17 protein-coding genes are annotated in these 25,954 nt (G+C 34.7%); 13 read left to right on the top strand and 4 right to left on the bottom strand.

Annotated elements, in window-relative coordinates; genetic code table 11:
* Positions 1-7: 7 nt before the first annotated feature.
* From BM246_RS01715 to BM246_RS01720, 3 genes are all read left to right on the top strand, one after another.
* The gene (locus tag BM246_RS01715; protein WP_083415677.1) at positions 8-2,821 is read left to right on the top strand and encodes an alpha-L-rhamnosidase; all 2,814 of its coding nucleotides are present in this window, start codon (positions 8-10) and stop codon (positions 2,819-2,821) included.
* The gene (locus tag BM246_RS19815; RefSeq protein WP_139221826.1) at positions 2,818-3,048 is read left to right on the top strand and encodes a hypothetical protein; all 231 of its coding nucleotides are present in this window, start codon (positions 2,818-2,820) and stop codon (positions 3,046-3,048) included. Before BM246_RS01715 ends, BM246_RS19815 begins: the two co-directional genes overlap by 4 nt.
* 319 nt (positions 3,049-3,367) lie before the next feature.
* Positions 3,368-3,781: a carbohydrate-binding protein gene (locus BM246_RS01720; protein WP_074935523.1), complete on the top strand. Its 414-nt coding sequence runs from the start codon at positions 3,368-3,370 to the stop codon at positions 3,779-3,781.
* A gap of 25 nt (positions 3,782-3,806) precedes the next feature.
* Here the strand turns inward: BM246_RS01720 and BM246_RS01725 are convergent, their stop codons facing one another.
* Together BM246_RS01725 and BM246_RS01730 are read right to left on the bottom strand one after the other, a co-directional pair.
* Positions 3,807-4,553 (bottom strand): hypothetical protein, encoded by a 747-nt coding sequence (locus tag BM246_RS01725; RefSeq protein ID WP_074935524.1) that lies wholly within the window; start codon positions 4,551-4,553, stop codon positions 3,807-3,809.
* Positions 4,554-4,700: 147 nt separating this feature from the next.
* Complete coding sequence (locus tag BM246_RS01730) at positions 4,701-5,609, bottom strand: hypothetical protein (protein ID WP_231961797.1); 909 nt, start codon at positions 5,607-5,609, stop codon at positions 4,701-4,703.
* 433 nt (positions 5,610-6,042) lie between these two features.
* Here BM246_RS01730 and BM246_RS01735 point away from each other — a divergent pair, with 433 nt between their 5' ends.
* From BM246_RS01735 to BM246_RS01765, 7 genes are all read left to right on the top strand, one after another.
* Positions 6,043-7,761 (top strand): GMC oxidoreductase, encoded by a 1,719-nt coding sequence (locus BM246_RS01735; RefSeq protein WP_074935526.1) that lies wholly within the window; start codon positions 6,043-6,045, stop codon positions 7,759-7,761.
* A gap of 4 nt (positions 7,762-7,765) precedes the next feature.
* Positions 7,766-8,395, top strand: a complete 630-nt coding sequence (locus BM246_RS01740; RefSeq protein ID WP_175489763.1) for a gluconate 2-dehydrogenase subunit 3 family protein — start codon at positions 7,766-7,768, stop codon at positions 8,393-8,395.
* A gap of 147 nt (positions 8,396-8,542) precedes the next feature.
* The gene (locus tag BM246_RS01745) at positions 8,543-10,087 is read left to right on the top strand and encodes a T9SS type A sorting domain-containing protein (protein WP_074935528.1); all 1,545 of its coding nucleotides are present in this window, start codon (positions 8,543-8,545) and stop codon (positions 10,085-10,087) included.
* Between the two features lie 36 nt (positions 10,088-10,123).
* Positions 10,124-11,503, top strand: a complete 1,380-nt coding sequence (locus BM246_RS01750) for a 3-keto-disaccharide hydrolase (RefSeq protein ID WP_074935529.1) — start codon at positions 10,124-10,126, stop codon at positions 11,501-11,503.
* A gap of 4 nt (positions 11,504-11,507) precedes the next feature.
* Positions 11,508-12,848: a Gfo/Idh/MocA family protein gene (locus BM246_RS01755; RefSeq protein ID WP_074935530.1), complete on the top strand. Its 1,341-nt coding sequence runs from the start codon at positions 11,508-11,510 to the stop codon at positions 12,846-12,848.
* 15 nt (positions 12,849-12,863) lie between these two features.
* Positions 12,864-14,066 carry a Gfo/Idh/MocA family protein gene (locus BM246_RS01760; RefSeq protein WP_074935531.1) on the top strand — a complete coding sequence of 401 codons (1,203 nt, stop codon included), beginning with the start codon at positions 12,864-12,866 and terminating at the stop codon, positions 14,064-14,066.
* Between the two features lie 144 nt (positions 14,067-14,210).
* Positions 14,211-16,310: a glycoside hydrolase family 65 protein gene (locus tag BM246_RS01765; RefSeq protein WP_083415678.1), complete on the top strand. Its 2,100-nt coding sequence runs from the start codon at positions 14,211-14,213 to the stop codon at positions 16,308-16,310.
* A gap of 175 nt (positions 16,311-16,485) precedes the next feature.
* Here the strand turns inward: BM246_RS01765 and BM246_RS01770 are convergent, their stop codons facing one another.
* Together BM246_RS01770 and BM246_RS01775 are read right to left on the bottom strand one after the other, a co-directional pair.
* The gene (locus BM246_RS01770; protein WP_074935532.1) at positions 16,486-18,192 is read right to left on the bottom strand and encodes a sulfatase; all 1,707 of its coding nucleotides are present in this window, start codon (positions 18,190-18,192) and stop codon (positions 16,486-16,488) included.
* Between the two features lie 46 nt (positions 18,193-18,238).
* The gene (locus BM246_RS01775; protein WP_074935533.1) at positions 18,239-20,344 is read right to left on the bottom strand and encodes a DUF5722 domain-containing protein; all 2,106 of its coding nucleotides are present in this window, start codon (positions 20,342-20,344) and stop codon (positions 18,239-18,241) included.
* Between the two features lie 169 nt (positions 20,345-20,513).
* On the opposite strand from BM246_RS01775, the gene BM246_RS01780 reads away from it, so the two are divergent.
* The 3 genes from BM246_RS01780 (at position 20,514) to BM246_RS01790 (ending at position 25,890) form a co-directional block, all read left to right on the top strand.
* Positions 20,514-21,950, top strand: a complete 1,437-nt coding sequence (locus tag BM246_RS01780; RefSeq protein ID WP_074935534.1) for a sulfatase family protein — start codon at positions 20,514-20,516, stop codon at positions 21,948-21,950.
* A 14-nt stretch (positions 21,951-21,964) separates the two neighbouring features.
* Entirely contained in the window at positions 21,965-23,629 is a 1,665-nt protein-coding gene (locus BM246_RS01785; RefSeq protein WP_074935535.1) for a TIM barrel protein, read from the top strand.
* Positions 23,630-23,784: 155 nt separating this feature from the next.
* Positions 23,785-25,890, top strand: a complete 2,106-nt coding sequence (locus BM246_RS01790; protein WP_074935536.1) for a bifunctional aldolase/short-chain dehydrogenase — start codon at positions 23,785-23,787, stop codon at positions 25,888-25,890.
* Positions 25,891-25,954: the final 64 nt, after the last annotated feature.

The raw sequence follows: 25,954 nt of genomic DNA on the forward strand, positions 1-25,954 counted from the left end.
TTCAATAATGAAAAACGACTTTAAGTTATATACCTTTTCAATCCTAACGCTACTAATCTTGCTTTATGGATGCAATAAACCTTCAGTTCTAGAAGGCGAAATAACGCAATTAAAAGTTGAAGGTTTTGACCAATGGATAGTCACAGATGAAGTCACACCAAAGTTTTCATGGCAACCTATTACCAAGATATCAGAAAAAAAAGTCATTGGTTATGAATTGCTTGTTGCTGACAACAAAACGGACTTAGAAAACAACAACGGAAATCTCCTCGAATTAACGGTTACTAAAATCGAAAATGGCCCTTGGTTCTATTTTGATGCTTCAAAACTTCCATCACGAACCGTTGCTTTATGGCGGGTAAGAGCCGTATTAGAGGATGATAGTCGCGGTGCATGGAGCGAGACTTTTCATTTTGAAATTGGTTTAAAAAATAATTCAGATTGGTCAGGAAAATGGATTGGTATGCAACCTGAACTTCGCCAAAAATCGGCGCCTTGGTTTCGAAATTCATTTGAAATAAATAAAACCATTACCAAAGCCAGACTTTACGTTTGCGGATTAGGCATGCATGAAAGTTGGCTAAACGGAAAAAAAATAGGCAACGAATTATTACAACCTGCTCAAACAGATTACAATATCCGAAGTTTTTATGTTGTTCATGATGTCAGTACATTAATAAATCAAGGTCAAAACACGTTAGGCTTTTGGTTAGGCGATGGCTTTTACAACCAAGATAAAGTTTGGGGAGCAAACGGATTGAGTTACGGACAACCAAAAGTACTCGCGCAACTCGAAATCACTTTTGATGATGGCAGCACCTCTATCATTTCAACAGATGAAAACTGGCTTTGTAAATCTAGTGCTATCACAGCCTCTAATGTTTATGCTGGCGAGAACTATAATGCTAATCTATATGACCCTTTGTGGGCTAAAAATCAAAACGACACTAGTAACTGGAAACCTGTAAAAATAGAAACTACACCAGGCAGAACATTAGTTGCACAACAGCTACCGCCTTGTCGCATAACAGACACCGTAACTGTAAAAGAGATTAAACAATTACATCCAAACACTTGGATTTTTGACTTTGGGCAAAATCTTGTGGGATGGGCAAAAATGAAGATTGATGCAACACCTAATAGCAAAATCACTATTCGCTTTGCAGAAGACAAATTATCATCAGGAGAATTAAACTTTGCTACAAGTGGCGTTAGAGCTACTAAAGTCATTCAAACAGATACCTACATTACTAAAGGCGAAGGCGAAGAAATTTGGGAACCTCGGTTTACCTATCACGGATTTCGTTTTGCTGAAGTAACCATAAGCAATGGCGAATTAAAAAATAAAATACCAACAAAAGATTTACTTCAAGGTATGGTAGTTCATACAGATATGGCTGTAACTGGGGAGTTTTCATCTTCAGACGATACTCTAAATCAAATTTTTGACATGGCACATTGGACACAATCTGGTGGTGTATTGGGAATACCTATGGATTGCCCTGTTCGCGAACGTTGTGGTTGGACAGGAGACGCGCATTTAACCGTGCCTTACACCATGTATCGTTTTGATGCCTCAAATATGTGGCGGAAATACACGACCGATATTGCAACAACAGCAGAAGTTTCAGCACCTATGTTATGCTTTGGAGATGAATTTGGCGAACGTACAAAACAGATAAAAAAATCTGGCATCCCTACTATGGTTGCTCCAGGTAAACGATTTATTGGTGAAGGTTCTCCCGATTGGGGAAGTGCCATCGCATTTATACCATGGGATATTTATGTACATACAGGAGATATAAGATCATTAAAAGAGCATTATAATTCCATAAAACAATGGACAGAACATTTACAAGGTATTTCAACAAACAGCATTGTACATTCTGGTATGGGCGATTGGTGTAAACCTATTACAAACAATATAGAAGAAAAAACCGAACGTGAAATATATGGTAAAATAACACCCATGCTATCCTCTGCATGCTATTACCGTTCTGCAAGAATTACTGCTGATGCAGCTCAACTTATCGGTAATCAAAAAGATTATTTGTATTTCAATAAACTCGCTAATGATATTCGTACTGCCTTTACAAATGCTTTCTACGGAAAAGACAGACTATTGATACCAGACCAGACTATTAATGCCATTGCTGTAGATTGGGATATTCTAGCACCAGAGCATCAAGCAAAAGCTGCAGAAAATCTAAACCAACAGGTTATTGATGCTGGTTATCACTTTGAAACAGGCGTTTTTGGTATGCCTTCTCTGTGGCCTGTACTTGGGAAATTTGGATATCATGAAACTATTTGGAAAGCGCTTCAAAATGAAAAGGCACCCAGTTTTAAACATCTTATGAGTAAAGGCGCTACCACGTTTTGGGAAGTCTGGCCAACCGAAAACGAGAACTTAGATAATTATAAACAATCTATGAGCCATCCGTTTCAAGCGGCCTTTGTCAGTTGGTTTTATAAAGGGTTAGCGGGAATTAAGCCTAATTCAAAACTAACAGGTTATCGCTTGATTGATTTAGAACCACAGATTATTCCTGAATTAGAATGGGTTAAATACCGTTTTTCATCTCCAATGGGCATGATTGAAAGTTCTTGGAATCAGAATAAATCTACCTTAACATGGCAAGTTGAAATTCCTGCAGGTGCCGAAGCTAGGTTAAGAGTTCAAGGTAAGCTTATTAATATTCAAAAAGATTCAAAAGAATTTAAAGTAGAAACTAACAAGATTACAGACGCCCAAGGCATAGGCGAAAAACTAACACTTAACGCTGGCAAATATCTAATTACTTCAAAAATAGATAGATGAATCGAGTAATACGCAGAATTTCTTTCGCCTTATTAATATCCGGATTAGGTCTAATTAATCTATTTGGTCAAAACCCAATATCGCCTCCAAGAATATACCTTGCAGATCCTTTGGCTCATGTTTGGAAAGATGGACGTGTTTATGTTTATGGCTCTGTGGATGAAAGTGTAGATTATTATTGTTCTCATACGCACCATATGCTATCATCAGATGACATGATGAATTAGACTATTTTCAAATCAAAAGGAGAGGGAGATAAAATCCCTTATAATGACAGTCGCCTATATGCACCAGATGCCATTTATAAAGATGGAAAATATTATTTATATATTGCCTAAGCGATCCAAAACAACCTGAAGGTGCTGACATCATTGACAATAACCATTCAGACCCAGAGGTTTGGAACAATCATGGGTCGGTTGTAAAATTCAATAAGCAATGGTATGTATTCTATCATAGATCCACAAACGGAACAGTTAAAATGCGTAAAGCTTATGTAGAACCCATATTTTTTTTTAAGAAGACGGCATTATACAAGAAGTTGAGATGACTACCCAAGGCGCAGGACCTCCATTAGACCCAAAATCTATTCTTGATGCTGAAAGAGCTTGTACTCTGCATGGTAATGTGAGAATTGAAGCTTTAGGCAAAGACAATGAAGTTCTTACTAAAATCAAGCCTCAAGACAGAGCTGTTTATAGATATCTACAGTTTACAGGCGAAGAGAAAGAAATTAAAATTAGAGTACAATTAAAAGGAGGCCCGGCTAAAATTCACCTAATACAGGACGGTCCTTGGAATAAACGTATTGCCATTGCAAATGTTGATGCATCGCCTGAAGGACCATGGACAACTTTTTCTGCAAAGGTTGATGCTAAAGAAGGAAAACATGCGTTATGGCTCATTTTTGACACAAAGGATGATTCTGAATTATCCGTTGATTGGATTCAGTTTAACTAAATTACAGAGATTTTGTTGTGTTGCATTATTTCATTAACTCAATTATAAGATTATCATTTTTGTGCAGACTTTTTATTATCTCCTCGATAGGTAAACCTATTGATTTTTCGTATTCTAAAATTTTTTCATTAAATAATTTGGAATGTTCCGTTTCAATTTTTTGAATGTATGCTTTTATTGCATCTGTTGCTTTAAAATAAATCTTGTATTGGGTTGGAATATTGTTTAATCTTTTAAAGAAGACACTTTCGCAACCAAGTTCTTTTAAAAAATCATAGCAGTTTTTATGTTTTGGTGAGTTTGCTAATTGAATTTTATAAATATCATCCTTTATATGCATTCCGTTTCGGTAATAAACTCCTAATATGAAAGAAACCTTATCATTATTATTTTTAAAGCGACTATATATTAAATTGTTATCATCATAAAACGTATTCATTAATCTCGACAGCTTTTCAGAATACAACTTATTGTCTTTCTCTATAATATTTGTATTAAAATATTTTTTAGCAATACTATCTATACAACGAATCAAAGGCTTTTCAAATACATAATATCTATCAAATTGATTTTTTTCTTCAACATAACTAAACCTCCCCATATAATCACTCAGCGTTCCCAATAAAAAAAATGTTTGATTAATTTCTAATTTTGAATCAATCACTTTTTTTCCTTTTAATGAATGCTTTAACTGACCATTTACACCCTTAATTCCCTGACAAAAAGAGCATTGAAAAAAGATTAACAGAGTTAAAGTCATAATATTTTTCATAAAATATTTTTTAGATTAAAGTCAAAGTTAATCTAGATTTTAATTCAGAAAAGTCATACTGAGAGAAACTAGACTTTCAAATAGTAAACGGTGATTTTCACTTATCATAACAAAAAAACCAGAGAAACTTTGATACTATAATAGTCTCTAAAAACCAGTAATTTCTTTGAGTTTTTTAAAGAAGGCTTTTTTTCTAGGTGAATTAATTCCCCAATCTATTGGTACACTTTGATAACCATCTTCAAAACCTTCTCCATCCAAACGGAAATCAAAATACCCCCAAGAGGCATACGATTCTATTGCTGCTTTAAAATTGTAGTGATCTGCGTCAAAATCAAAATGGTCATCCTCTGTAAACAGAATCGGTTGGTTTGAAAATCCAGCTACATTTTTTGTTTTTTCAACCATGTCGGTAATTCCAGAAGGTTCATGAACACCATTGCCATGAATTAAAATAAAATCTGACACTTTAAGTACATTTTCCTGCGGAATAATCCCGCCTCCGTAACTCGTTGTTACCAGTAATTTATTATTACTCATTTTCTTTACGCGTTGAATGAGTTCGTGTACTCGAGGTTGTGTAAGAATGGTGTGATCGTAAGGCCCGTTACATTCATTATTAATTTCGATAAGAATATTTTTATACCCCTTCTGAAGAATCCATGCAGTTATATTTTCTGTAGCATTCAATACAGCTATTTCATCTTCTAAATCTTCATCTTGCCTAAAGTAAAAATACCCCAAAATAACCACCATCCCCAAATCATCAGCTTTGTTCAATACTTTTTCAAGACGTGCCATATAAGCTGGTCTCAAATTTCCTTTTTCATCAAAAGTAGAATTAATCCAATTGTGGTTTTTATATCCAAATGGCCCACCACCTTGCAGATTTAATGAGAACGCTAATAGACCGTGTTTATGCCATTCAGCCATATTTGCAATAAACTCATTGGTATTTCTATTCGCATCCCATTTTTGAGTATCTGGATACTTAAACACATCTACAGTCTCAGGATTCAAATCATCAAAAATTCCCTGAACCATTCTGGAATTCATAAGTAATCCTTCAATTTTATTGCCTTCCCAAAATCGCCCTTTATACGTTAATTGATTATTAATATAGAACTGATTACCTTTTATAGATACTATAGTCTTTCTGTTTGTTTGTGCGAAGACTAAAACACAAAAAAAAAGGCTAGTTAAAATAAATAATAGGTTTCTGATATTCGTATTTCTTTTAGTTTGATGCATTATGCTCTTGTTTTATCTTATAAATAAAATAAATTTCAGGTTAAAAACCATCCTGTAAAATCATGTCTAAAATCCATTAATATGAAAAATTATATTGATATGATCTACAGATTCTACAGGATAAATAATTTAATAAAGCGCTTTACTTTTATAACATGATGAATAATTCCTTTTAATTATAAAGTTTAAAAGAGAAAATATTAAACATTTCAATTAAAATTAGCACTCAAAACAATTTATGTCTAAAAAAGTAATTACTGAATACCCAACCACCTACGATGCCATTGTAATTGGCACAGGAATAAGCGGAGGTTGGGCTGCAAAAGAGCTTTGTGAGAATGGATTAAAAACGCTAGTCCTTGACCGAGGTAGAATGGTAAAACATATTGAAGACTACCCTACCATGCATTTAGACCCATGGGATTTAAAACACCGAGGTAAATTTACCGATGGTGATATAAAAGGACATACAAAAAACCGTAGAAGTGGTTTTATCAATCAATATTCAAAACATTGGTTTGCAAATTATGAGGAGCACCCGTATAATGAATCTAAAAAATTTGATTGGATAAGAGGCTACCATGTTGGTGGACGCTCCATTATGTGGGGTAAACAAAGTTACCGTTGGAGCGAAATGGATTTTGAAGCCAACAAAAAAGATGGACATGGTGTGGATTGGCCCATACGTTATAAAGATATTGAACCTTGGTACGACAAAGTTGAAAAATTCATAGGTGTTTCTGGTCAAAATTTAGGCTTATCGCATTTACCTGATGGAAAACTATCAGATCCTATGGAACTAAATTGTGTGGAGTTAGATTTACAAGAAAAATTAAAAGACGAATTTGATGATGATAGATTACTAACTATTGGTCGTGTGGCGCATTTAACAGGAAACGCTATGCATGAAGGCCGTTCAAACTGCCAATTTAGAGCACGCTGTGTTCGTGGTTGTCCTTTTGGAGGTTACTTTAGTAGTAACTCTTCAACATTACCAGCAGCAGAACGCACAGGCAATATGCACTTGCGACCAGATTCTATAGCTTACGAAATTGCTTATGATGAAAAAACAGGATTAGCCTCGGGTGTAAAAGTTATTGACGCAAACACCAAAGAAAAAATATTTTTCAAAGCAGCTATTATTTTTAATTGTGCTTCTGCTATCGCTTCTACTAGTATTTTAATGCAATCTAAATCGAAACGATTCCCTAATGGCATGGGTAATGATAGTGGCGAACTTGGGCATAATCTTATGGATCATCATTATGCTATTGGAGCATCAGCAGAAGTTGAAGGTTTTGATGATAAATATTATAAAGGCAGACGTCCAAACGGATTTTACATCCCTCGATTTAAAAATCTTGGAGATGACAAAACGAATACTAAAAACTATGTTCGTGGGTTTGGTTATCAAGGGGGCGCTAGTAGAACCAATTGGCAGCATGCTGTAGCAGAATTAAGCTATGGAAAAGCTCTAAAAGAAAAAGCTTTAAAACCAGGTCCATGGCGCATAGGCATGAGTGGATTTGGAGAATGCTTACCATATCATGAAAACAGAATGATACTAGATTACAATAAGCTAGATGAATGGGGCTTACCAACGATAACTTTTGATGCTGAAATAAAAGAAAACGAACGTAACATGCGAAAAGATATGAAAGCCCAAGCGGTTGCCATGTTAAAAGCTGCAGGTTATAAAAATGTGAGAGGTCATGAAGGAGAAGCTATTTTGGGCGCCTGCATTCATGAAATGGGCACTGCTAGAATGGGAAAAGACCCTAAAACATCTGTTTTAAACAAGCATAATCAAATACATGCAGTACCAAATGTATATATGACTGATGGCGCTTGTATGACGTCATCTGCGTGTCAAAACCCATCACTAACTTATATGGCTTTAACGGCTAGAGCTGCGAACCATGCTGCAATCGAGTTCAAAAAAAATAAAAACGCTTAAGATCATGAACAGAAGAACAGCTTTAAAAAATTTAACCATGAGTTTGGGCTACACCGTGGCAGCACCAACTATTTTTAATATGTTATCTGCTTGCACCGCCGAAGCTGACACTTGGTCTCCTCTATTTTTATCTTCTGAAGAAAAACATATGGTAACCCAGTTGGTAGATATTATTTTACCAGCTTCTGATACGCCTGGTGCTTTAGATGTTAATGTGCCTCAATTTTTAGATATGATGTATCAAGACATTGAGATAAAAGAAAATCAAGACCAATTTAAAAAAGGAGCTTCAATTTTTTCTAAAAAATTTAAAACTCAGTTTGGTTCTGAAGTTGCAAAAGGCGACAAAGAACAGTTTGAAACGCTTTTAGCATCTTACTTCGACATTTCTGATGAAGAAACTGCAACTGTTTTTAAAGAACAAAGACTTCCTATTGAAAAATTGACAAATCCAAAAATAGAAAACCGTGCCTTATATAAGTTTTTGATATCTGTGAGAACATATACTTTATTTGGATATTTTACGTCCGAAAAAGTTGGCGAAACGGTGTTAAATTACGATCCAGTTCCTGGAGTTCACATAAGCTGTATGCCTTTAGAAGATGTGCTTAATGGAAGAGCTTGGTCGCTTTAATTCGAAATTAATTATTAGAAATAATAGAAAATCCTACTTCTTTAAATAATTCATTTCCACAGATTCGACAGGATAATTATTTTAATAAAGCTGTTTATTTTTACAATTAGGAAGACCATTGTCTTCTCATAAAAAAAATAGCTTAAAATGAAAAAAGTTTCAGTAGTAATTATCCTCTTATTTATAGGAGATTTTGGATACGCGCAAGACTTTAAAATCATTAATAATAATCTCGATAAACGAAGAGATATTACGCATAGTATTAACGCTAATGGGTTCATCATTGGTATCAACAGTTTTGGTGGCGGCTATATCACAGGAATTACAATCCCAGGACTTGGAAATATCATGGGCGTGCAAGCGCAAAAATACGGTCGTGGAGGACAATCTTCCATTCGTGATCTGGGAAGAGGTGGTCAATACAATCCAACCCAAGCAGGTTTTAGTGACAATTCAGGAACCGAATGCATTATTACAACGGTATCAAGTAGTAAATTGGTAATTCCCAGTAGAGGCTGTGCTTTGTATAATGGAGATGGCCATTTTGACTTCACACAATGGGAAAATATTACACCTGATCATCCTAACATTGTTGATGGTGGAAATACAGATCAAGATGGTCTTAACGAATCTAGCCTCTCTGTTACCATTGATGGCCAAGTTTTCACAAATCAATCAGCCGAAGTACATAGTGATTTTGATTTCTATGGAGAATATGAAGACTATACAACTATCGCAGGCGTTTCTGCACCAGCTATTCGTCATTATTTTGAATATCGTTTTGTAAGATCTTCTACCGAGCCAAAAGCGGCAATGAAACAATTTAATGAGGTCGCTCTAAAAGTAGTAGGCGAATGGAATGACGATAAGTTTTTAGCAGATATTTCTGTTGTTAATCCAGTTGGAATTTATCCTGGTGATATTGATAATTTAAATAGTATTTCGCTTTCTTGGAGTATAAGAAGCGATGTTGCTATTTGGGATCCAGGATATAGATACAAACAAACACAAGCTGGTGTTTGGGAAGTTGAGGAACGTACAAGAGTGAATAGAGAATATATAGAAGATTATAAGCTTAACTTCATTATTGCCGATTCTAATGATGAAAACACAGGAAAAGCTTTGGGGTTTTACTTGCCAAATTCTGAAATTAACACCAATAATATTGTGGGCATTAATGAAAGCGACAATACAATTGCTTATACCGACAACAGAACAAGTAGCAGCTTTTTTAATGACCAACCTAGAAGAACACCAACAATGGCATGGATTGGCTTTAGAAGTGAATTAAACGGCTTGATTAACAGGTCAAAACTAACAGGAGCCTATGACGGAATTTATGAAAAGGTTCGCCAAGAAGTTATAATGGTACAAGGTACGCCTGCTCAAATAAAAACCGCCTTTGCACAACTTGATTCTTACTATAACAATTTACTTTCCACTTCTGATTTTAATATTACAAACCAAGGGACTTTTCAACTTTTTCCTAATCCGACTAAAGATAGTATAAACATTATATTAGACAGTTTTAAAACAGATTCTAAAATCAGAATTTATAATACACTTGGTTCCCTTGTTTACTCATCAAAAGAAATTGTTAAAGAAATATCAATCCCAACAGCTAAAATTGGAACTAAAGGTACGTACTTAATAAAAATAGATGGGATAACTAAAAAACTGATTATAGAATAATCGCCATTAAACCTATAAACCAAAAACAAGCTTTATATGAAACTAAATACTTTCAAATTTATAAATCTAGTAGTAGTCGTTTTTACTACCATTTCATTTTCCGGTTGTTCGCAAGAAAAAAAAGATAATATCCCTTGGAAATTATTGATAGATGGAAATACCACAAACGGATGGAATATAAAAGGCGGAAAAGCTACTTATAGCGTTGCTGATGGTATTATAACTGGGAAAACTGTAAATAACACGCCTAATACTTTTCTAACCACAAATGAGCACTATGGTAACTTTATATTAGAATTAGAATATAAAGTAGACCCAAGTATGAATTCGGGAATTCAAATACGAAGTAATAGTTTTCCTTATTATAGAAACGGACAAGTACATGGGTATCAAATAGAAATTGATCCATCAAAACGTGCGTGGAGTGCTGGTATTTATGATGAAGGAAGAAGACGATGGTTAAACCCTTTAAAAGATAATGTAAACGCCCAAAAAGCGTTTAAACAAAATGATTGGAATCATTACCGTATTGAAGCTATTGGCGATACAATTAAAACTTGGATTAACAACGTTCCTGCCTCTTATCTTATAGATGATAAAACAGCTTCTGGTTTTATTGGTTTACAAGTTCATAGAATTCGTCCTCCACAAAAAGAAGGCACAACTATCTCATGGAAAAATATAAAAATCCTAACAGAAGATTTATATAAATATTCTAAAAAAACACCTTTAAAACCAATAATTACAAAAAACCAATTAACCATATACGAAGGGGAATCAGGTTGGAAAATGCTATGGGATGGAAAAACCACAAAGGGCTGGCGTGGTGCTAAACTAGATAGTTTTCCAAAACAAGGTTGGGAGATTATAGATGGCGAATTAATTGTACTTTCATCTGGTGGTGCTGAATCTGCTGCTGGTGGCGATATTGTTACTGAAGAATTATACGGAGATTTTGAATTAAAAGTCGATTTCAAACTAACTAAAGGCGCTAATAGTGGTATTAAATATTATGTAGACACCAATATTAATAAAGGCCCAGGATCTTCAATAGGATTAGAATATCAAATATTAGACGATGCCGTTCATCCTGATGCTAAATTAGGAAGCCATGAACGTAGTAGAACGGCTTGCTCGCTTTACGATTTAATTGAAGCTAATCCAAAGAAACCAATGCATGCTATTGGCGAATGGAATACGGCGCACATCATCTCAAAAAATAACCATGTAGAACACTGGTTAAATGGTATGAAAGTTTTAGAATATAACCGTGGAAGCAAAGCATTCTTAAAATTGGTTGCTGAAAGTAAATATGCAAAGTGGCCAGGTTTTGGTGTACTTGAAAAAGGGCAAGTTTTATTGCAAGATCATGGCGATCGTGTTGCCTTCAAAAACATAAAAATTAAATCACTTTAAACCTATGTCGTCAAGAAGAAATTTTATTAAAAAAACAACATTGGCTGGTGCTGCCGTAACTATAGGTAGTTCAGCAATGGCTATGTCTGCTAAAAGTTACAATAACATTATGGGTTCTAACGAACGCATAAATGTTGCCATTGCAGGTTTAGGACGTAGAATGGGTGGTTTTAAACAACCCATAGCTTTAAAAGATAGCAATGCGAAATTATTGTATTTATGTGATGTTATGGAAAGTCAACGTATTAAAGGCTTAAAAGCATTTAGAGCTCATATCGATTACAATCCTAAATTAGAAAATAACATTAGAAAAGTATTAGATGATAAATATGTGGATGTTTTAATTAACGCCACACCAGACCATTGGCATACTCCAGGTTCTATAATGGCTATGCAGGCAGGTAAACATGTTTACGTTGAAAAACCTTGTAGCCATAATATGAATGAGAATGAACAACTAGTAAAAGCCTCAAAACATTTTAATAAAGTGGTTCAAATGGGGAATCAACAACGTTCTTCAGGTCATACTATCGAAATTATAAAAGAAATTCACAATGGAATTATAGGGAAACCATATAAAGCTGTAGCCTTTTATAATAATGGACGCGGCGAAGTGCCATTACAAAAAAGCGCAGCAATTCCTGATGGTTTAGATTGGGATTTGTGGCAAGGTCCAGCACCAAGACGTGATTATACTTCTGAAACATGGGATTACAATTGGCATTGGTATGGTTGGGAATATGGCACAGCCGAAGCTGGAAATAATGGGACACATGAATTGGATGTAGCACGATGGGCATTACAAGTAGATTTTCCGCAGCAAGTTTATGTTGAAGCTGAAAAACGTCAATTTCAAGATGATGGTTGGGAAATGTATGATGATATGGAAGCTACTTTTAAATTTAGCGATAATAGAGTCATTAAATGGGATGGTAAATCTCGAAACAGCTATAGCACTTACGGAAAAGGTAGAGGTACTATAATCTACGGAACTGAGGGTTCTGTACTTGTTGATAGGAGTAAATACGTGTTGTTTAATCGCGCAGGGAAATTAATAAAAGAATTTAACTCAGAATCAACTGAATCTGGAACTGCTCTAGGAGGAGGTGGGAGTACAACAACCAAACATGTTCAAAATCTTTTTGATACCATACGTGGAAAAGCTAAATTGACTGCACCAATTGATGATGCTAGCAAAAGTATGGCTATGGTGCATTATGCTAACGTCGCATACAGAATAAATAAAGGTTTCGATATTGATGATAAAACAGGAACGATGTACGATAGAGAAGCTATGGCTTTATGGAGTAGAACTTATGAACCAGGTTGGGATATCAAATTTTAACATATTTTTCAAAAAATGGATAGGCGTAAATTTTTAAGACAAGGAGGTGCTGCATCTGCGGCCTTAGCAACAAGTACTTCGGTTTTAGCTAACGTTGGTTTTAATTTCAATTCTAGTAAAACCATTAATATAGGTGTTATTGGAACTGGAGACAGAGGTTCTGGATTAATTCCTTTTATTAATGAAATTGAACATTTAAATGTTTATGCCTGTTGTGATGTTATCCCATTTCGGCTTGAAAAAGGATTGGCACGTACCAAAGGAAAAGCCAAAGGATATATTAATTACAAAGATCTATTAAACGATAAAGCCATTGATGCTGTAGTTATTGCCACAACATTTAGTGAGCATTCTAAAATCGCTATGGATGCTGTAGATGCAGGCAAACATGTGTATTGTGAAAAAACTTTAGCAAAAGGTTATCAAGGTATTCATGATTTAGTGGCTAAAGTTAAACAGTCAAATATTATATTTCAAACAGGACATCAATATCACAGTTCTAGATTATATACCCATGTGGTCAAACTTATAAAAGAAGGTAAAGTTGGAAATATTTCAGCCTTTGAGTGCCAATGGAATAGACATTCTACTTGGAGAAGACCTGTCCCCGACCCTAGTTTAGAAAAAGCAATAAATTGGCGCATGTACAGAGAAACTTCAGGTGGACTTATAGCTGAATTATGTTCTCATCAAATCGATTTTGTTAATACTGTTTTGGAAGAAAACCCATTACAGGTAATGGGTATTGGTGGTATTGATTATTATAAAGACGGACGTGAAACTTTCGATAACATCCATTTAATTTATACCTACCCAAATGGTATTGAGGCAAAATTTTCATGTATTTTAAATAATGCTAAAGATGGCTATCAAATTAAAGTTATTGGAGATAAAGGTACGCTTATTATAACAACAAGTTCTGCTAAATTTTATCCTGAAAGTAAGAAAAAAGCAAAAGCTTCCAAACTTCAAGATGTTGATGGTGTTTCTGGTGCAACATGGCAAGCAGATGACAAAGGCTATGGAGAACCTATTAATATCTCACACCAAAACCCCAGCAAACAAGCGCTTACAGATTTTAGAAATAGTATCTTAGATAACAAAGAACCCGTTTCCAACATCATAACTGGATCAAAAGCAGCAATTTGTGTTCAAATGGGATTAGATGCTATGTATAACAATGAAATTGTATTAAGCGATTCTAAATTTGAAATGTAGTTTTCACGAAATCCTTCGCTTAAATTTTAATTAATTGTTAATACAGCAAAATAGCATTTGATATGCTAACTTTTGTATTGTATATTACTTATCTGCTCCTATCATAATAAACGTGGAAGAAGTATAAAACACGTAATGGAATATATGATAAAGAATATAATTTATGTTTTCGCAATATTCTTTTTTGCAACATCTTGTAATGATAAACCAGAAGATTCTAGTATTAATCGAAAAAAACTAGTTAAAAGACATAATATCATCTTTACTGAAATAGATAGTACAGAAATCCCTCAAGTAGGCAACGGAGAAATTGCTTTTGGCATTGATGTTACAGGACTTCAAACACTATATGGCAACACCTTATCTCAATGGGGATGGCACTCTTTCCCATTGCCAGAAGGGAAAACTGTAGCTGATTTTAAAATGACTAGAATTAATGTTCACAATCATACTGCTGAATACCCTGTTGATAATATTGGTCAAAAAGAATTGTTTTCATGGTTACGCGAAAACCCTCATAGATTGAATCTTGGGAAATTGTCTTTCCTTCTTGATGGAAAATTAATTGCTAAACAAGATTTATCTGAAATCAATCAGAAACTTGATTTATGGCAAGGGGTTATATATAGTAATTACAAAATACAAGGTATTCCTGTAAAGGTTATAACAATCTGCCATCCTAAATCTGATGCTATTGCCGTTAAAGTAGAATCAAAACTTATCAGAGAAAAACGATTAACAGTTCAAATTTCTTTTCCTTATGGCCACGCTAAAAAAATATCTGGAGGAGATTGGAACGCTCCAGATAAACATGAAACACAACTTTTAAGAAATAAATCAAGTGTAATGTTTAATCGGTTCTTAGATAAAGATAGTTATAATTCTAAACTTACTTGGGAGAATAATGTTGAACTAAAAGAAACCGCGAAACATACTTATGAATTATTACCTATGGAAAATTCCAATGTATTTTCTTTTAATTGTCATTTTTCACAAATTCCTATAGATACTTCTAATCCAAGTTTTGAAGTAACAATGGATGATACAAAAAAGTATTGGGAGCAATTTTGGAGTACTGGCGGTGCTATTGATTTATCTGAAAGTAAAGATTCTAGATGGAAAGAGTTAGAACGAAGAGTCGTTTTATCCCAATATTTACTTGCTGTTAATGAAGCAGGAAGTTTGCCACCTCAAGAAAGTGGTCTTTTATTAAATAGCGGTTGGTATGGTAAATTTCATTTAGAGATGCATTGGTGGCACGGTGCCCATTACCAATTATGGAACAGGTGGCCTTTATTTGAACGTAGCTTAGATTGGTATAAGACATCAATACCTGTCGCACAAAAAATAGCAAAAAGACAAGGTTATGAAGGTACACGTTGGCCAAAAATGATAGGGCCAGATGGACGTTTCGGACCTTCATTTACTGGGCCGTGGCTAATTTGGCAGCAACCACATCCCATCTTTTATGCTGAACAAAACTATCGGATTGATTCTTCAGATCAAACGCTTCAAAAATGGAAAGATGTAGTATTCGAAACAGCTGATTTCATGGCATCCTATGCTTATAAAAATAAAGAAACTGGAAAATACGATTTAGGGCCTTGGCTTATAAATGCCGCTGAAAACAATCATAATACCAAAGAAAGCACAATCAATCCAGCTTTTGAACTCGCTTATTGGAGATATGGATTGGGTATTGCCTGTAAATGGCGAGAAAGAATGGAATTACCTACCAATGAAAAATGGCTGGATGTATTAAAAAACCTAGCACCTCTTCCTGTTAAAGACGATTTATATGTTATGTATGAGAATGTCCCAAATATGTGGACTGATTTTAATAAAAGTCATATTGATGTAATTGGAGCTGGGGCTTTTTTACCAATTGAAGGTATTGATAAAGAGATACTAAATAATACCATCGATAAAGTAAATACAGATTGGAAAATGAACACCACTTGGGGTTGGGATTTTCCTTGGTTAGCAATGGCTTCAGCAAGAGCAGGTCAACCTAAAAAAGCCATTAATGCTTTACTTATGGATTCTCCAAAAAACAGATATAGTAAATGTGGTATAAATACTGGAGGTCCAGCAGCTGCATACTTCCCTGGAAACGGAGGATTACTTTATGCTATAGCTATGATGTCTGCAGGATGGGATGGAGAGAATAATAAACGTGCTCCAGGTTTTCCAGATGATGGCTCATGGACTATAAAGCATGAAGGTTTAATGAAGGCTCAGTAATACATTTTTATAAATTCAAAACCCAACTTAACTAAAATTAAGTGTTTAGAAGTCAACAAGCAATATCCTTTTAACAATCCTTTTTAATACCATTTCAATGCAGGTATGGTATAATTAAAAAAAATGGTCTCTAGAATAAGACTAAAGACCATACTTTTTTATATCATCTTAAAGTTTATATTTGCTCCTTGTAAGAAGAAAACATATCCACAAATGGTATATCCCTAGCTTCATTTTTAGGATTATAATTTTTATTTACACTTGGCCAATAGCGCTTATCTATATTTAGTTTTAACCAATCCATTAATTTATTAAACATCTCTTTTTTTAATTCTGGGCGTTCTTCAGCTAAATTGTGTTTTTCAAAAGGATCTTTTTCTAAATTATATAAATACAATCTACCATACCAATCAAAAATAAGCTTATAATCACCATCCCTAATAGCAGAATGTGGTGTAAGCGCAAAAGGCTCATATGGACTATTATAAATTACATTAAACGGATAATGCCAATAATGCGTTGTTTTTGAATAGCTTTTATTTTCATTATCTAAATCTGAAAGCATAGCTATTAAACTTTCACCATCTAAATTATTTTGAGCAACAATTTCTTTTGAATTATATCCTGCCGCCTCTAAAAGAGACGGATAAATATCCGTACAGTCTACAGGAACATCTACCCACTTCCCTTCTTGCACTTTACCTTTCCATCTAAAAACTAAAGGAACTCTAATCCCACCTTCGGTAACACATGCCTTTCCTCCTAAAAATGGGTCGTTATTGGTTCCTTTATCATTTGGAGTAACTTCTGCATCTATACCTCCATTATCAGACATGAACACAACAAGCGTATTTTCTTCTATATTTAATACTTTTAATTTATTTAAAATAGCACCAACGGAACGATCTAAACTCTTTATCATAGATGCATAAACCGGGTCCTTATGCCCGTTCCATCCTTTACTTTCTTTACCTTGAAAATGAGTTATTTCGTCGTCTTTTCCTTGGTACGGTGTATGAATTGCAAAATGTGAAAAATATAAAAAGAAAGGTTTATCGGTATTTCCAGCTTTATTTTCTATGAATTCAAGCGCCTGTGAGGTAAGATCATCGGTTAAATAATCCTCGTTAGTTTCTTTTCCCGAATCACCAATTTCTAGAGCCTCAGGAGAAACTTTTGGAAACATTTTATTGGTTCTATTATTCCAAGCCCCTTTCCAGTTATAATAAGCTGATCCCCCGGCATCATACCATGCTAAAGGTTGAAAACCTTGGTCTTTTGGTTGATACCCTTTTGCTCCAAAACCACCCACATGCCATTTACCAATAAAAGCTGAATGATAATCTTTCAAAGCTTCTGCTATAGAGAGTTCATCTCTACCTCCATCAATGGCACTTCCTGTTGGAACTGCCGAATTAGAAATTCCATTTATTAATGCTTGCTCTATCTTAATATTATCTTTATGCTCAAAAACATCGTGTACATAAAAGCCTTTAGGCACGTCTGCTTTTTGATTATAATAAGTTGCTCTTGGTGGCATTGCTGTAGTAAAACCAACACGTCCAGCATATTTACCTGTTAATATACTTGCTCGTGTAGGTGAGCATAATTGGTTGGCATAAGCTTGTGAAAACGAAGTGCCTTCACTTACTAGTTTGTCAATATTTGGAGTTTCATAAAACATTTCATCCGGATGCGTGCCCGTAAACTTATTGGCATAAGCCTGGCTATCCATTATACCAAAGTCATCGGCAAGAATAAAAATAATGTTGGGACGTGAAATTTCTTCCACTTCTTCTTTATTTTTTTTGTCCTGTTTAAATTGGCAACCTACCAAGAGTAGTCCTATTAAGCAGTACATGCTATTTTTTATTACTGTCATAAATATATTATTTAATATGAATTTTATTTTAAATAACCTGTTTTTACTATTTAATTGGAACCTTATGATGAATTTCATCCCAATGATCAATTCCAATAATTTCTTTATACTGGTCGTAAACTTCGGCTTCTTTTTCGGTACCAAAGGCTTGATACACCTTCCAAACGGGTTTAATACCACTAGGGTCTTCTTTATCATCAGGAAAACGTCTTAGCCCAATACGAAGTCCGCCTTCTTTACGATTATCTTGCCAATTATGATATTGAAAACCATCAATACCATCTAAAAACTTCAACTTTTTCATAGCATAAGCCATGCCTGCCGCTTGTTCTTTTAAATCTTGAGCACTGTAAGTTGGAGAGTTTGTTCCGTTTTCTGACAAGTATACAAGTCGTTTCTTTTGTCCTTTAAAAAGGACTTCAGGCTGTTTTACCCAAGCATCTAGCACTTCTAAATTCTTAAAAGTAATTAGCTTCGTATTAAAATCAAAGCTTACTTTTTTATCGAGCCAAGTCTTAGGCTCTCGTAACGACTCAGGGTAAGGGTGTTGCGCAATAGCCCATTCAAAATCGCCCTCAGATTTAGAGTATTGTAACAATTGTTCAAGCAGTTCTTTAGAATGATAGAAATGTGGATTGGACGTCCAATTCCAGTAATGAGTAAGTGTTATAAATACTTTTGAATTGGGATTATATTTTCTTGCAATATTATGAGACATACGCATGGATTTATGGTATATATCCATAAAAACTAAAGCGGTTTTTTCTCCTGCATTCGTCCATACCCATCCAGCATCCACTTCGTTATGGATTATCCAATGATGGATACGCCCATATTTTTTATCAGGCCTCATATAGCGATTCGCCAAAAAATCTAAAACAGCAGCATAATACCTAACACCTTTTGGTGTGGTTAAGTTGGGCATGGTATAAATACCAGAAGGATCGCAATCTGGATGCTCTAGAATAGCGCCTATTTTTTTATCTAAAGATTTTGAAGCCTTGTCCACAAGTAATATGGCAGACACCTCAATATTTCTTGCGGCAGTACTTAAAAACGTTTTATCTTGACGGTCTATTTCTTTTTTATCTACATAATAGGTTTCTCCCATATATTCAAAAGACATATTTTGGGGCGATGGACTAGAGCGAAAAAATCTATTTATCATGATATTCACCGTCACGCTAGTAATACCTAAACTATCCAAATCGGTATATGGCGCTGCCCGATTGATACTATAACCTCCCAACCCTTTTTTAGTAGCAGGTTTAACAAATGGGTAGCGATATTTCGGAACAACAGAATCGGTATATCTTGCATGAGAAACGCCCTTGTATTGATTATCTTGTTTTTCAACAATCATCCATTTTGACAACAATCTATCTTGTTTATATCCATTACGTTTTACATAGCGATTTACTTCAACATCAAAGTGCCCGTTTTTAGATTTTATAGGTTCCAAAAACTCAAATTTCTCCAATTCTGTTCCATTTTCATGAACATCAATTTCGGCTATATAATAGTTTTTTGTTTTTGAAATTTCTCCTACCAATTTCACTTTGTCGTTAGTAACCAAAACATTTGATATGCTATTTGGAAATTCCTTATCCAAATAAAATCTTAAATTATTCTCAAAATTTAATTCCTGTTGCTTCTTTGCCTCCTTATTAGATTGAATATCTAACTCTCTAGCACTCATAGCCCGAAGTTCTAAGTTTCTAATTTGAATATTCAAAGCTGGGGCGGTTCCAAAATCTAATCTTAAAAAATCTCCTGCCTTTCCCCATTCTCCAACATATTCACTAAGATCCATTCTAAACAAAACCCATCCTTCGGTACTGCCTATATCACCAACCATAACACTCTTAACCTGTTCCCCTAAGGGATAAAAATACACCTCTATATGGTCTAAACCCGTTGGACAGAAATACTCAAACGAAAGTTGGTTATTTTCTTTAATTAAATTATGAGATAAAGGCTTTATAAATACATAAGGGTCTTCTCCCAAAGTCTTAACATCATATACAGCACCCTCTAAAACACTTAGTTCTATCTGATTATACTTTTGGGTATCTACATTTAAAGTCGTAGCGCCAGTTTGAGAAAAAAGACAAATAGGGAATATAAAAAAAAACAAAAGACACTTTTCCATAGTAATACTGTTTATCAAAGGTAAAAATACGTTGCATTTTTCAAAAAACTATCCTGTTGAATACGGTACGTCTACAGAAAGGGCATGATAGTATTATTATTCTTTCTAAATACTTTAGAGGTCTCTAAAACACTTACAGGAAGCCTATATAATTCTAAATATTAATGATATGAAGAAAACCTCCTTTTTAATTCTACTTTTTTTAATTCATGCACAAACATTTGCACAAGCCAAGCCTAATATTATTGTCATTTTCACAGATGACCAAGGATACGCCGACATTGGTGTAAATGGGCAAGTTGATGATATTAAAACCCCAAACATTGATTTATTGGCAAAAACTGGAGTTAGAATGACAGCAGGCTATGTAACCGCTCCACAATGTATTCCTTCTAGAGCAGGACTATTATCTGGTAGATACCAACAACGTTTTGGACTAGATCATAATGGCACTATACCGTTGCCCTTAGACGAAACATTAATATCCCAACGTATGCAAAAAGCAGGATACGTTACTGGTATGACAGGAAAATGGCATTTAGAACCTAACCATCAACAAGAAAAATGGTTAAAAGAACATATGCCCGAACTAAATATTAAAACAGTGAAACCAAGTGATATTCCTTTCGAAAGAAAAATACCTTATATGAGTTCTAATAGAGGTTTTGATGACACATTTCAAGGCTATATTCAAGACTATTGGACAACTTATACGTTAGACGGAGAAAGAAATATGGAAGCGCATTGGATAAAACAAGCGGGCTATAGACTGGATATTCAAACCGATGCAACGGTAAAATTTATAGAGAATAACAAAGACAAGCCGTTCTTTTATTATACATCCTATTTTGCGCCACACGTACCTTTAGGGGCTACAAAAAAATACATGGATCGTTTCCCTGAAGATATGCCAAAACGAAGACAATATTGCTTAGCCATGATGTCTGCTATAGATGATGGTGTTGGTAAAATAAAAGAGACCCTAAAAAAACTGGGGCTAGACGAAAATACAGTCATCTTTTTTATAAGTGATAATGGTGCGCCAATAAAACTAAACATGGCCGATACCCCAGGTGTTGGACCAGGTTGGGATGGCTCTAAAAACACACCTTGGGTTGGAGAAAAAGGTATGCTCTCGGAAGGAGGCATAAGAATACCCTATATTATAAATTGGCCAGCAGGTTTACCCAAAGGTTTAGTTTATGATAAGCCTGTTATTTCACTAGATGTTGCCGCAACCTGCATTGCTTTGGCTGGTTTACCAGAAACAGATGAGTTAGATGGCACCAACCTTATCCCCTACTTAAATAACACAAAAAAAGGCGATCCACATCAAGCCCTTTTTTGGAGGTTTTGGGGACAATCAGCTGTAAGAATGGGAGATTATAAATTTTTAAAGTCAGGAAAACACGAGTACCTATTTGATGTTACTTCAGCAGCCCATGAAAACGAAAATCTAATAAATACATATCCACGAAAAGCGAAAGTATTAAAGAAAAGATTAAAACAATGGGAGCAGAAACTTAAAAACTCTGGAATACCAACAAAAGATTTTAACGAACAAGATTCAGTATTTAGAAATCATTATTTAAAATCAGTAGAATAACCAATAACATTAAAATGAAAACACTATTAAAATTACTATTTTTTATTCTTTCAATATCTACAAATGCACAAGGCATAGATAAGTCGTTATATGCTTTTGATTTTAAAATGGAGCACATCCCGATAGCCGAACGCGCAAAACTGTTTGCTAAATTAGGATATAGCGGTACAACACTTAGAGTACAATCCGATAAACAAAGGGATATACTAAAGTCTTATTTAGAGACTAAGGAATTCTCGAGTGGTAAGCTTACCATACCCGTTGTGTTTTTCGGTTTCAATTTCTCAAATAATATTGAAACTCAAAACATAATGTGGCGAAAAACCTTAGCTGCGCTACCTCAAGGAACAGCAATGTGGGTTATTATAAATGGAAATGCCACCAAAGAAAAGACGCTCCTTCTATTAAAAACAATGGCTCAAGAAGCTCAAAAAGTTAATAAGGATATTGTTATTTATCCACATGATAACTGTTTTATAGAATCTGCAGAAGAAGCTATTCCATACATTGAAGAAGTTAATGAACCAAACTTATTTCTAACATTACATTTATGCCATGAAATGCGTGCCGGAAATGGCAATCGCCTTCTTGAGGTTGCTATAAAAGCAGCGCCATATTTAAAATTCGCTTCTATTTCCGGCACTAATGTAACCATGTTTGCAAATGATAAAGCAAATTGGTCTGACGCTATAAAACCACTAGATCAAGGCGATTATGACGTTTCTAAATTTGTTTCCGTTTTACAAAAAATAAAATTCAAAGGTAAAACGATGTTACACACCTTTGGTATTGAAGATGAACCTAAAGAGCATCTATCGCGCTCTATAACAAAGTGGAATACTATGGTAGATTCAACTTATAAAATCCAAAATAATGATCTCAATCATATTTTAGACAATCCAGAAAATGCCTATTGGGATAGCATTTCAAAATCGTGGTTTATTTCAAATTTAGGAGGCGAAAAAGTAACTCTTGAGAAAGATGGTTATGGTTGGATAACACGACTAGACGAAAACGGAAACATTATTTCTAATAGATGGATAGAAGGCTTAGATGCACCTACCGGAATGGCTTCATATAAAAATCTATTATATGTAGGAGACCGTGGAGTTTTGGTAGAAATTAATATTTCAACAGGTGAAATTATTAGGAAAATAAATTTACCAAACTCTGAATTTATTAATGATGTAGCCGCTTCTAGAAATGGAGATATTTATATATCCGATACCTTTACTAATACCATTTATAAACTTCCGGAAGGTGGTAATATTGAAATATTTGTAAAAAATGACCTGTTAGAATACCCAAATGGTTTGTGGGTAGATAAAAATGAATTAATTGTAGCTACCTGGGGACCAATGACCAATCGCGCTACATTTGAAACAAGCAAAAAAGGAACTCTAAAGACGATAGACCTAAAAACAAAAAAAATAAGTCCTATTGGAAAAGGATTACCAATAGCAAACTTTGACGGTGTCATTAAATATGGTCCATATTATTACGCTACGGATTGGACAGGAGGAAGATTACTAAAAATTAACAAAAAAGGTGATGTAAAAGAAGTGATTTCTGGATTTTCAAAATTTGCTGATTTAGGCATCGATACAAAAAAAGGCCGTATCATGATTCCAGAGATGAGTAAAAACCGTTTTATCTTTTTTAATTTACCATCTAGATAGCAAACCTTCGAATAAACACCTAATAACAAGGCAGTTGCTTTTCGGTTTTATTTGAAATTATCAATATTTATTAGACCACTTACAAGGTTCTACAGGATACGAAATACTATTACTTAATATACTTTTGACTTAAATTATTTAATTAATAAACCAAAATGGAAAACGATACAACAAATTTTAAACACGTAGATTATTTATGGGACGAAGCAAAAGCGTCTTCATTTGGCGATAATCAAGTAGATTTATTTTTATACCGTTCAAATATCTTAGGAGCCGATTTACGAATTACTAATTATGGTGGTGGTAACACAAGCTGCAGAACTATAGAAAAAGACCCACTTACTAATGAAGACGTTGAAGTAATGTGGATTAAAGGTTCTGGTGGCGACATAGGAACATTAAACAGAGCAGGTATAGCAGGTATTTATACCAATAGGCTACGTGATTTAAAAAACGTTTATGGTGGTTTAGAAGATGAAGACCGCATGGTAGGTTTATTTAACCACTGTATTTATGATTTAGATAGTAAAGCGCCTTCAATTGATACCCCTTTGCATGGATTATTACCCTTCGCTCATATAGACCACTTACATCCAGATGCACTCATTGCAGTTGCAGCAGCGAAAGATAGTGAACAAGTCACCAAAGAGATTTGGGGAGATACTATGGGATGGGTGCCTTGGCAACGTCCAGGGTTCGATTTAGGTCTTCAAATAGAAAAATGCTTAGAAGACAATCCAGGAATAAGAGGTATTGTATTAGGTAGTCATGGTTTATTCACATGGGGAGACACTTCTTATGAATGTTACATGAACAGTTTAGAAGTTATTGAAATGGCTTCTGAATTTATTGAGAAAAAAATAAAAGAAAAAGGGAGTGTATTTGGTGGTCAAAAAATTGAAAGCTTACCAAAAGAAGAGCGTTTAGAAAAAGCGGCTCAAATTATGCCCCTTTTAAGAGGTTTATGCTCTTCTGAAAACAGAATGATTGGTCATTTCTCTGATACAGATGTGGTTATGGAATACATAAATAGTAATGATTTAAAACGTCTGGCTCCAATGGGAACCTCTTGCCCTGACCATTTCTTGCGTACAAAAATTCAGCCGCTAGTATTAACATTAGATAAGAATGAAGATTTATCTGACTCTGATGCTATTTTAAAGAAATTAGAACCGGCTTTTGAAGCTTATAGACAAGAATATGCTGATTACTATAATACATGTAAAAAAGCAAACAGTCCTGCTATGCGTGATGCAAATCCAGTAATTATAATTTATCCAGGTGTTGGGATGTTTAGTTTTGCCAAAAACAAACAAACTACACGTGTAGCCAATGAGTTTTACATTAACGCCATTAACGTGATGCGCGGTGCAGAAGCCATTACCGCGTACACCTCTTTGCCTAGACAAGAAGCTTTTGACATTGAGTATTGGTTATTAGAAGAAGCCAAACTACAACGTATGCCTAAAGAGCAACCTTTATCTAGAAAAGTAGCTTTAGTTACAGGTGCTGGTGGTGGTATTGGTAAAGCTATTGCAGACAAACTAGCTGCTGAAGGAGCTAATGTAGTACTTACCGATATTAATGAAGATAGCCTAAAAGAGGCGCATGCAACATACAAACGTGATATTTCTACTTATGCTATTTGCGATGTAACAAACACCGATTCTATTGCATCGGCTTACAAAAAAGCATGTATTGAATTCGGTGGTGTAGATATTGTTGTTCATAGTGCAGGTTTAGCGATTTCTAAAGCTTTAGAAGACACAACCGATAAGGATTGGAACATTCTACAAAACATATTAGTAAAAGGTCAATTTGATTTAGCGAAACAAGCTACTGCCATAATGCGAAAACAAGCACTTGGTGGTGATTACATTGCTATTGCAAGTAAAAACGGTTTAGTAGCAGGTCCAAATAATGTAGCCTATGGTACTGCAAAAGCAGCACAACAACACATGGTACGTTTATTAGCAGCAGAATTAGGAAAAGATAAAATTAGAGTAAACACAGTAAATCCTGACGGCGTTATTGTTGGCAGTAAAATATGGGAAGGTGCTTGGGCCCAAGGAAGAGCAAAAGCGAATGGCATTACAGTAGAAGAATTACCTGCTTTTTACGCTAAGAGAAACTTATTGAATGAAATTATTACACCAAATGATATTGCAAATGGCGTATTCTCGCTCGTTGGAATACTGGATAAATCTACAGGAAACATAATTAATGTTGATGGTGGAATGGCAAATGCTTTTGTACGATAAAAACAAGTTTAATTTAAGTTTAGTTAAGGAAAACTTCCATAGGTTCTATTTGAAGTTTATGGGA

Source organism: Algibacter lectus (assembly GCF_900112395.1).
Lineage (GTDB): Bacteria > Bacteroidota > Bacteroidia > Flavobacteriales > Flavobacteriaceae > Algibacter > Algibacter lectus.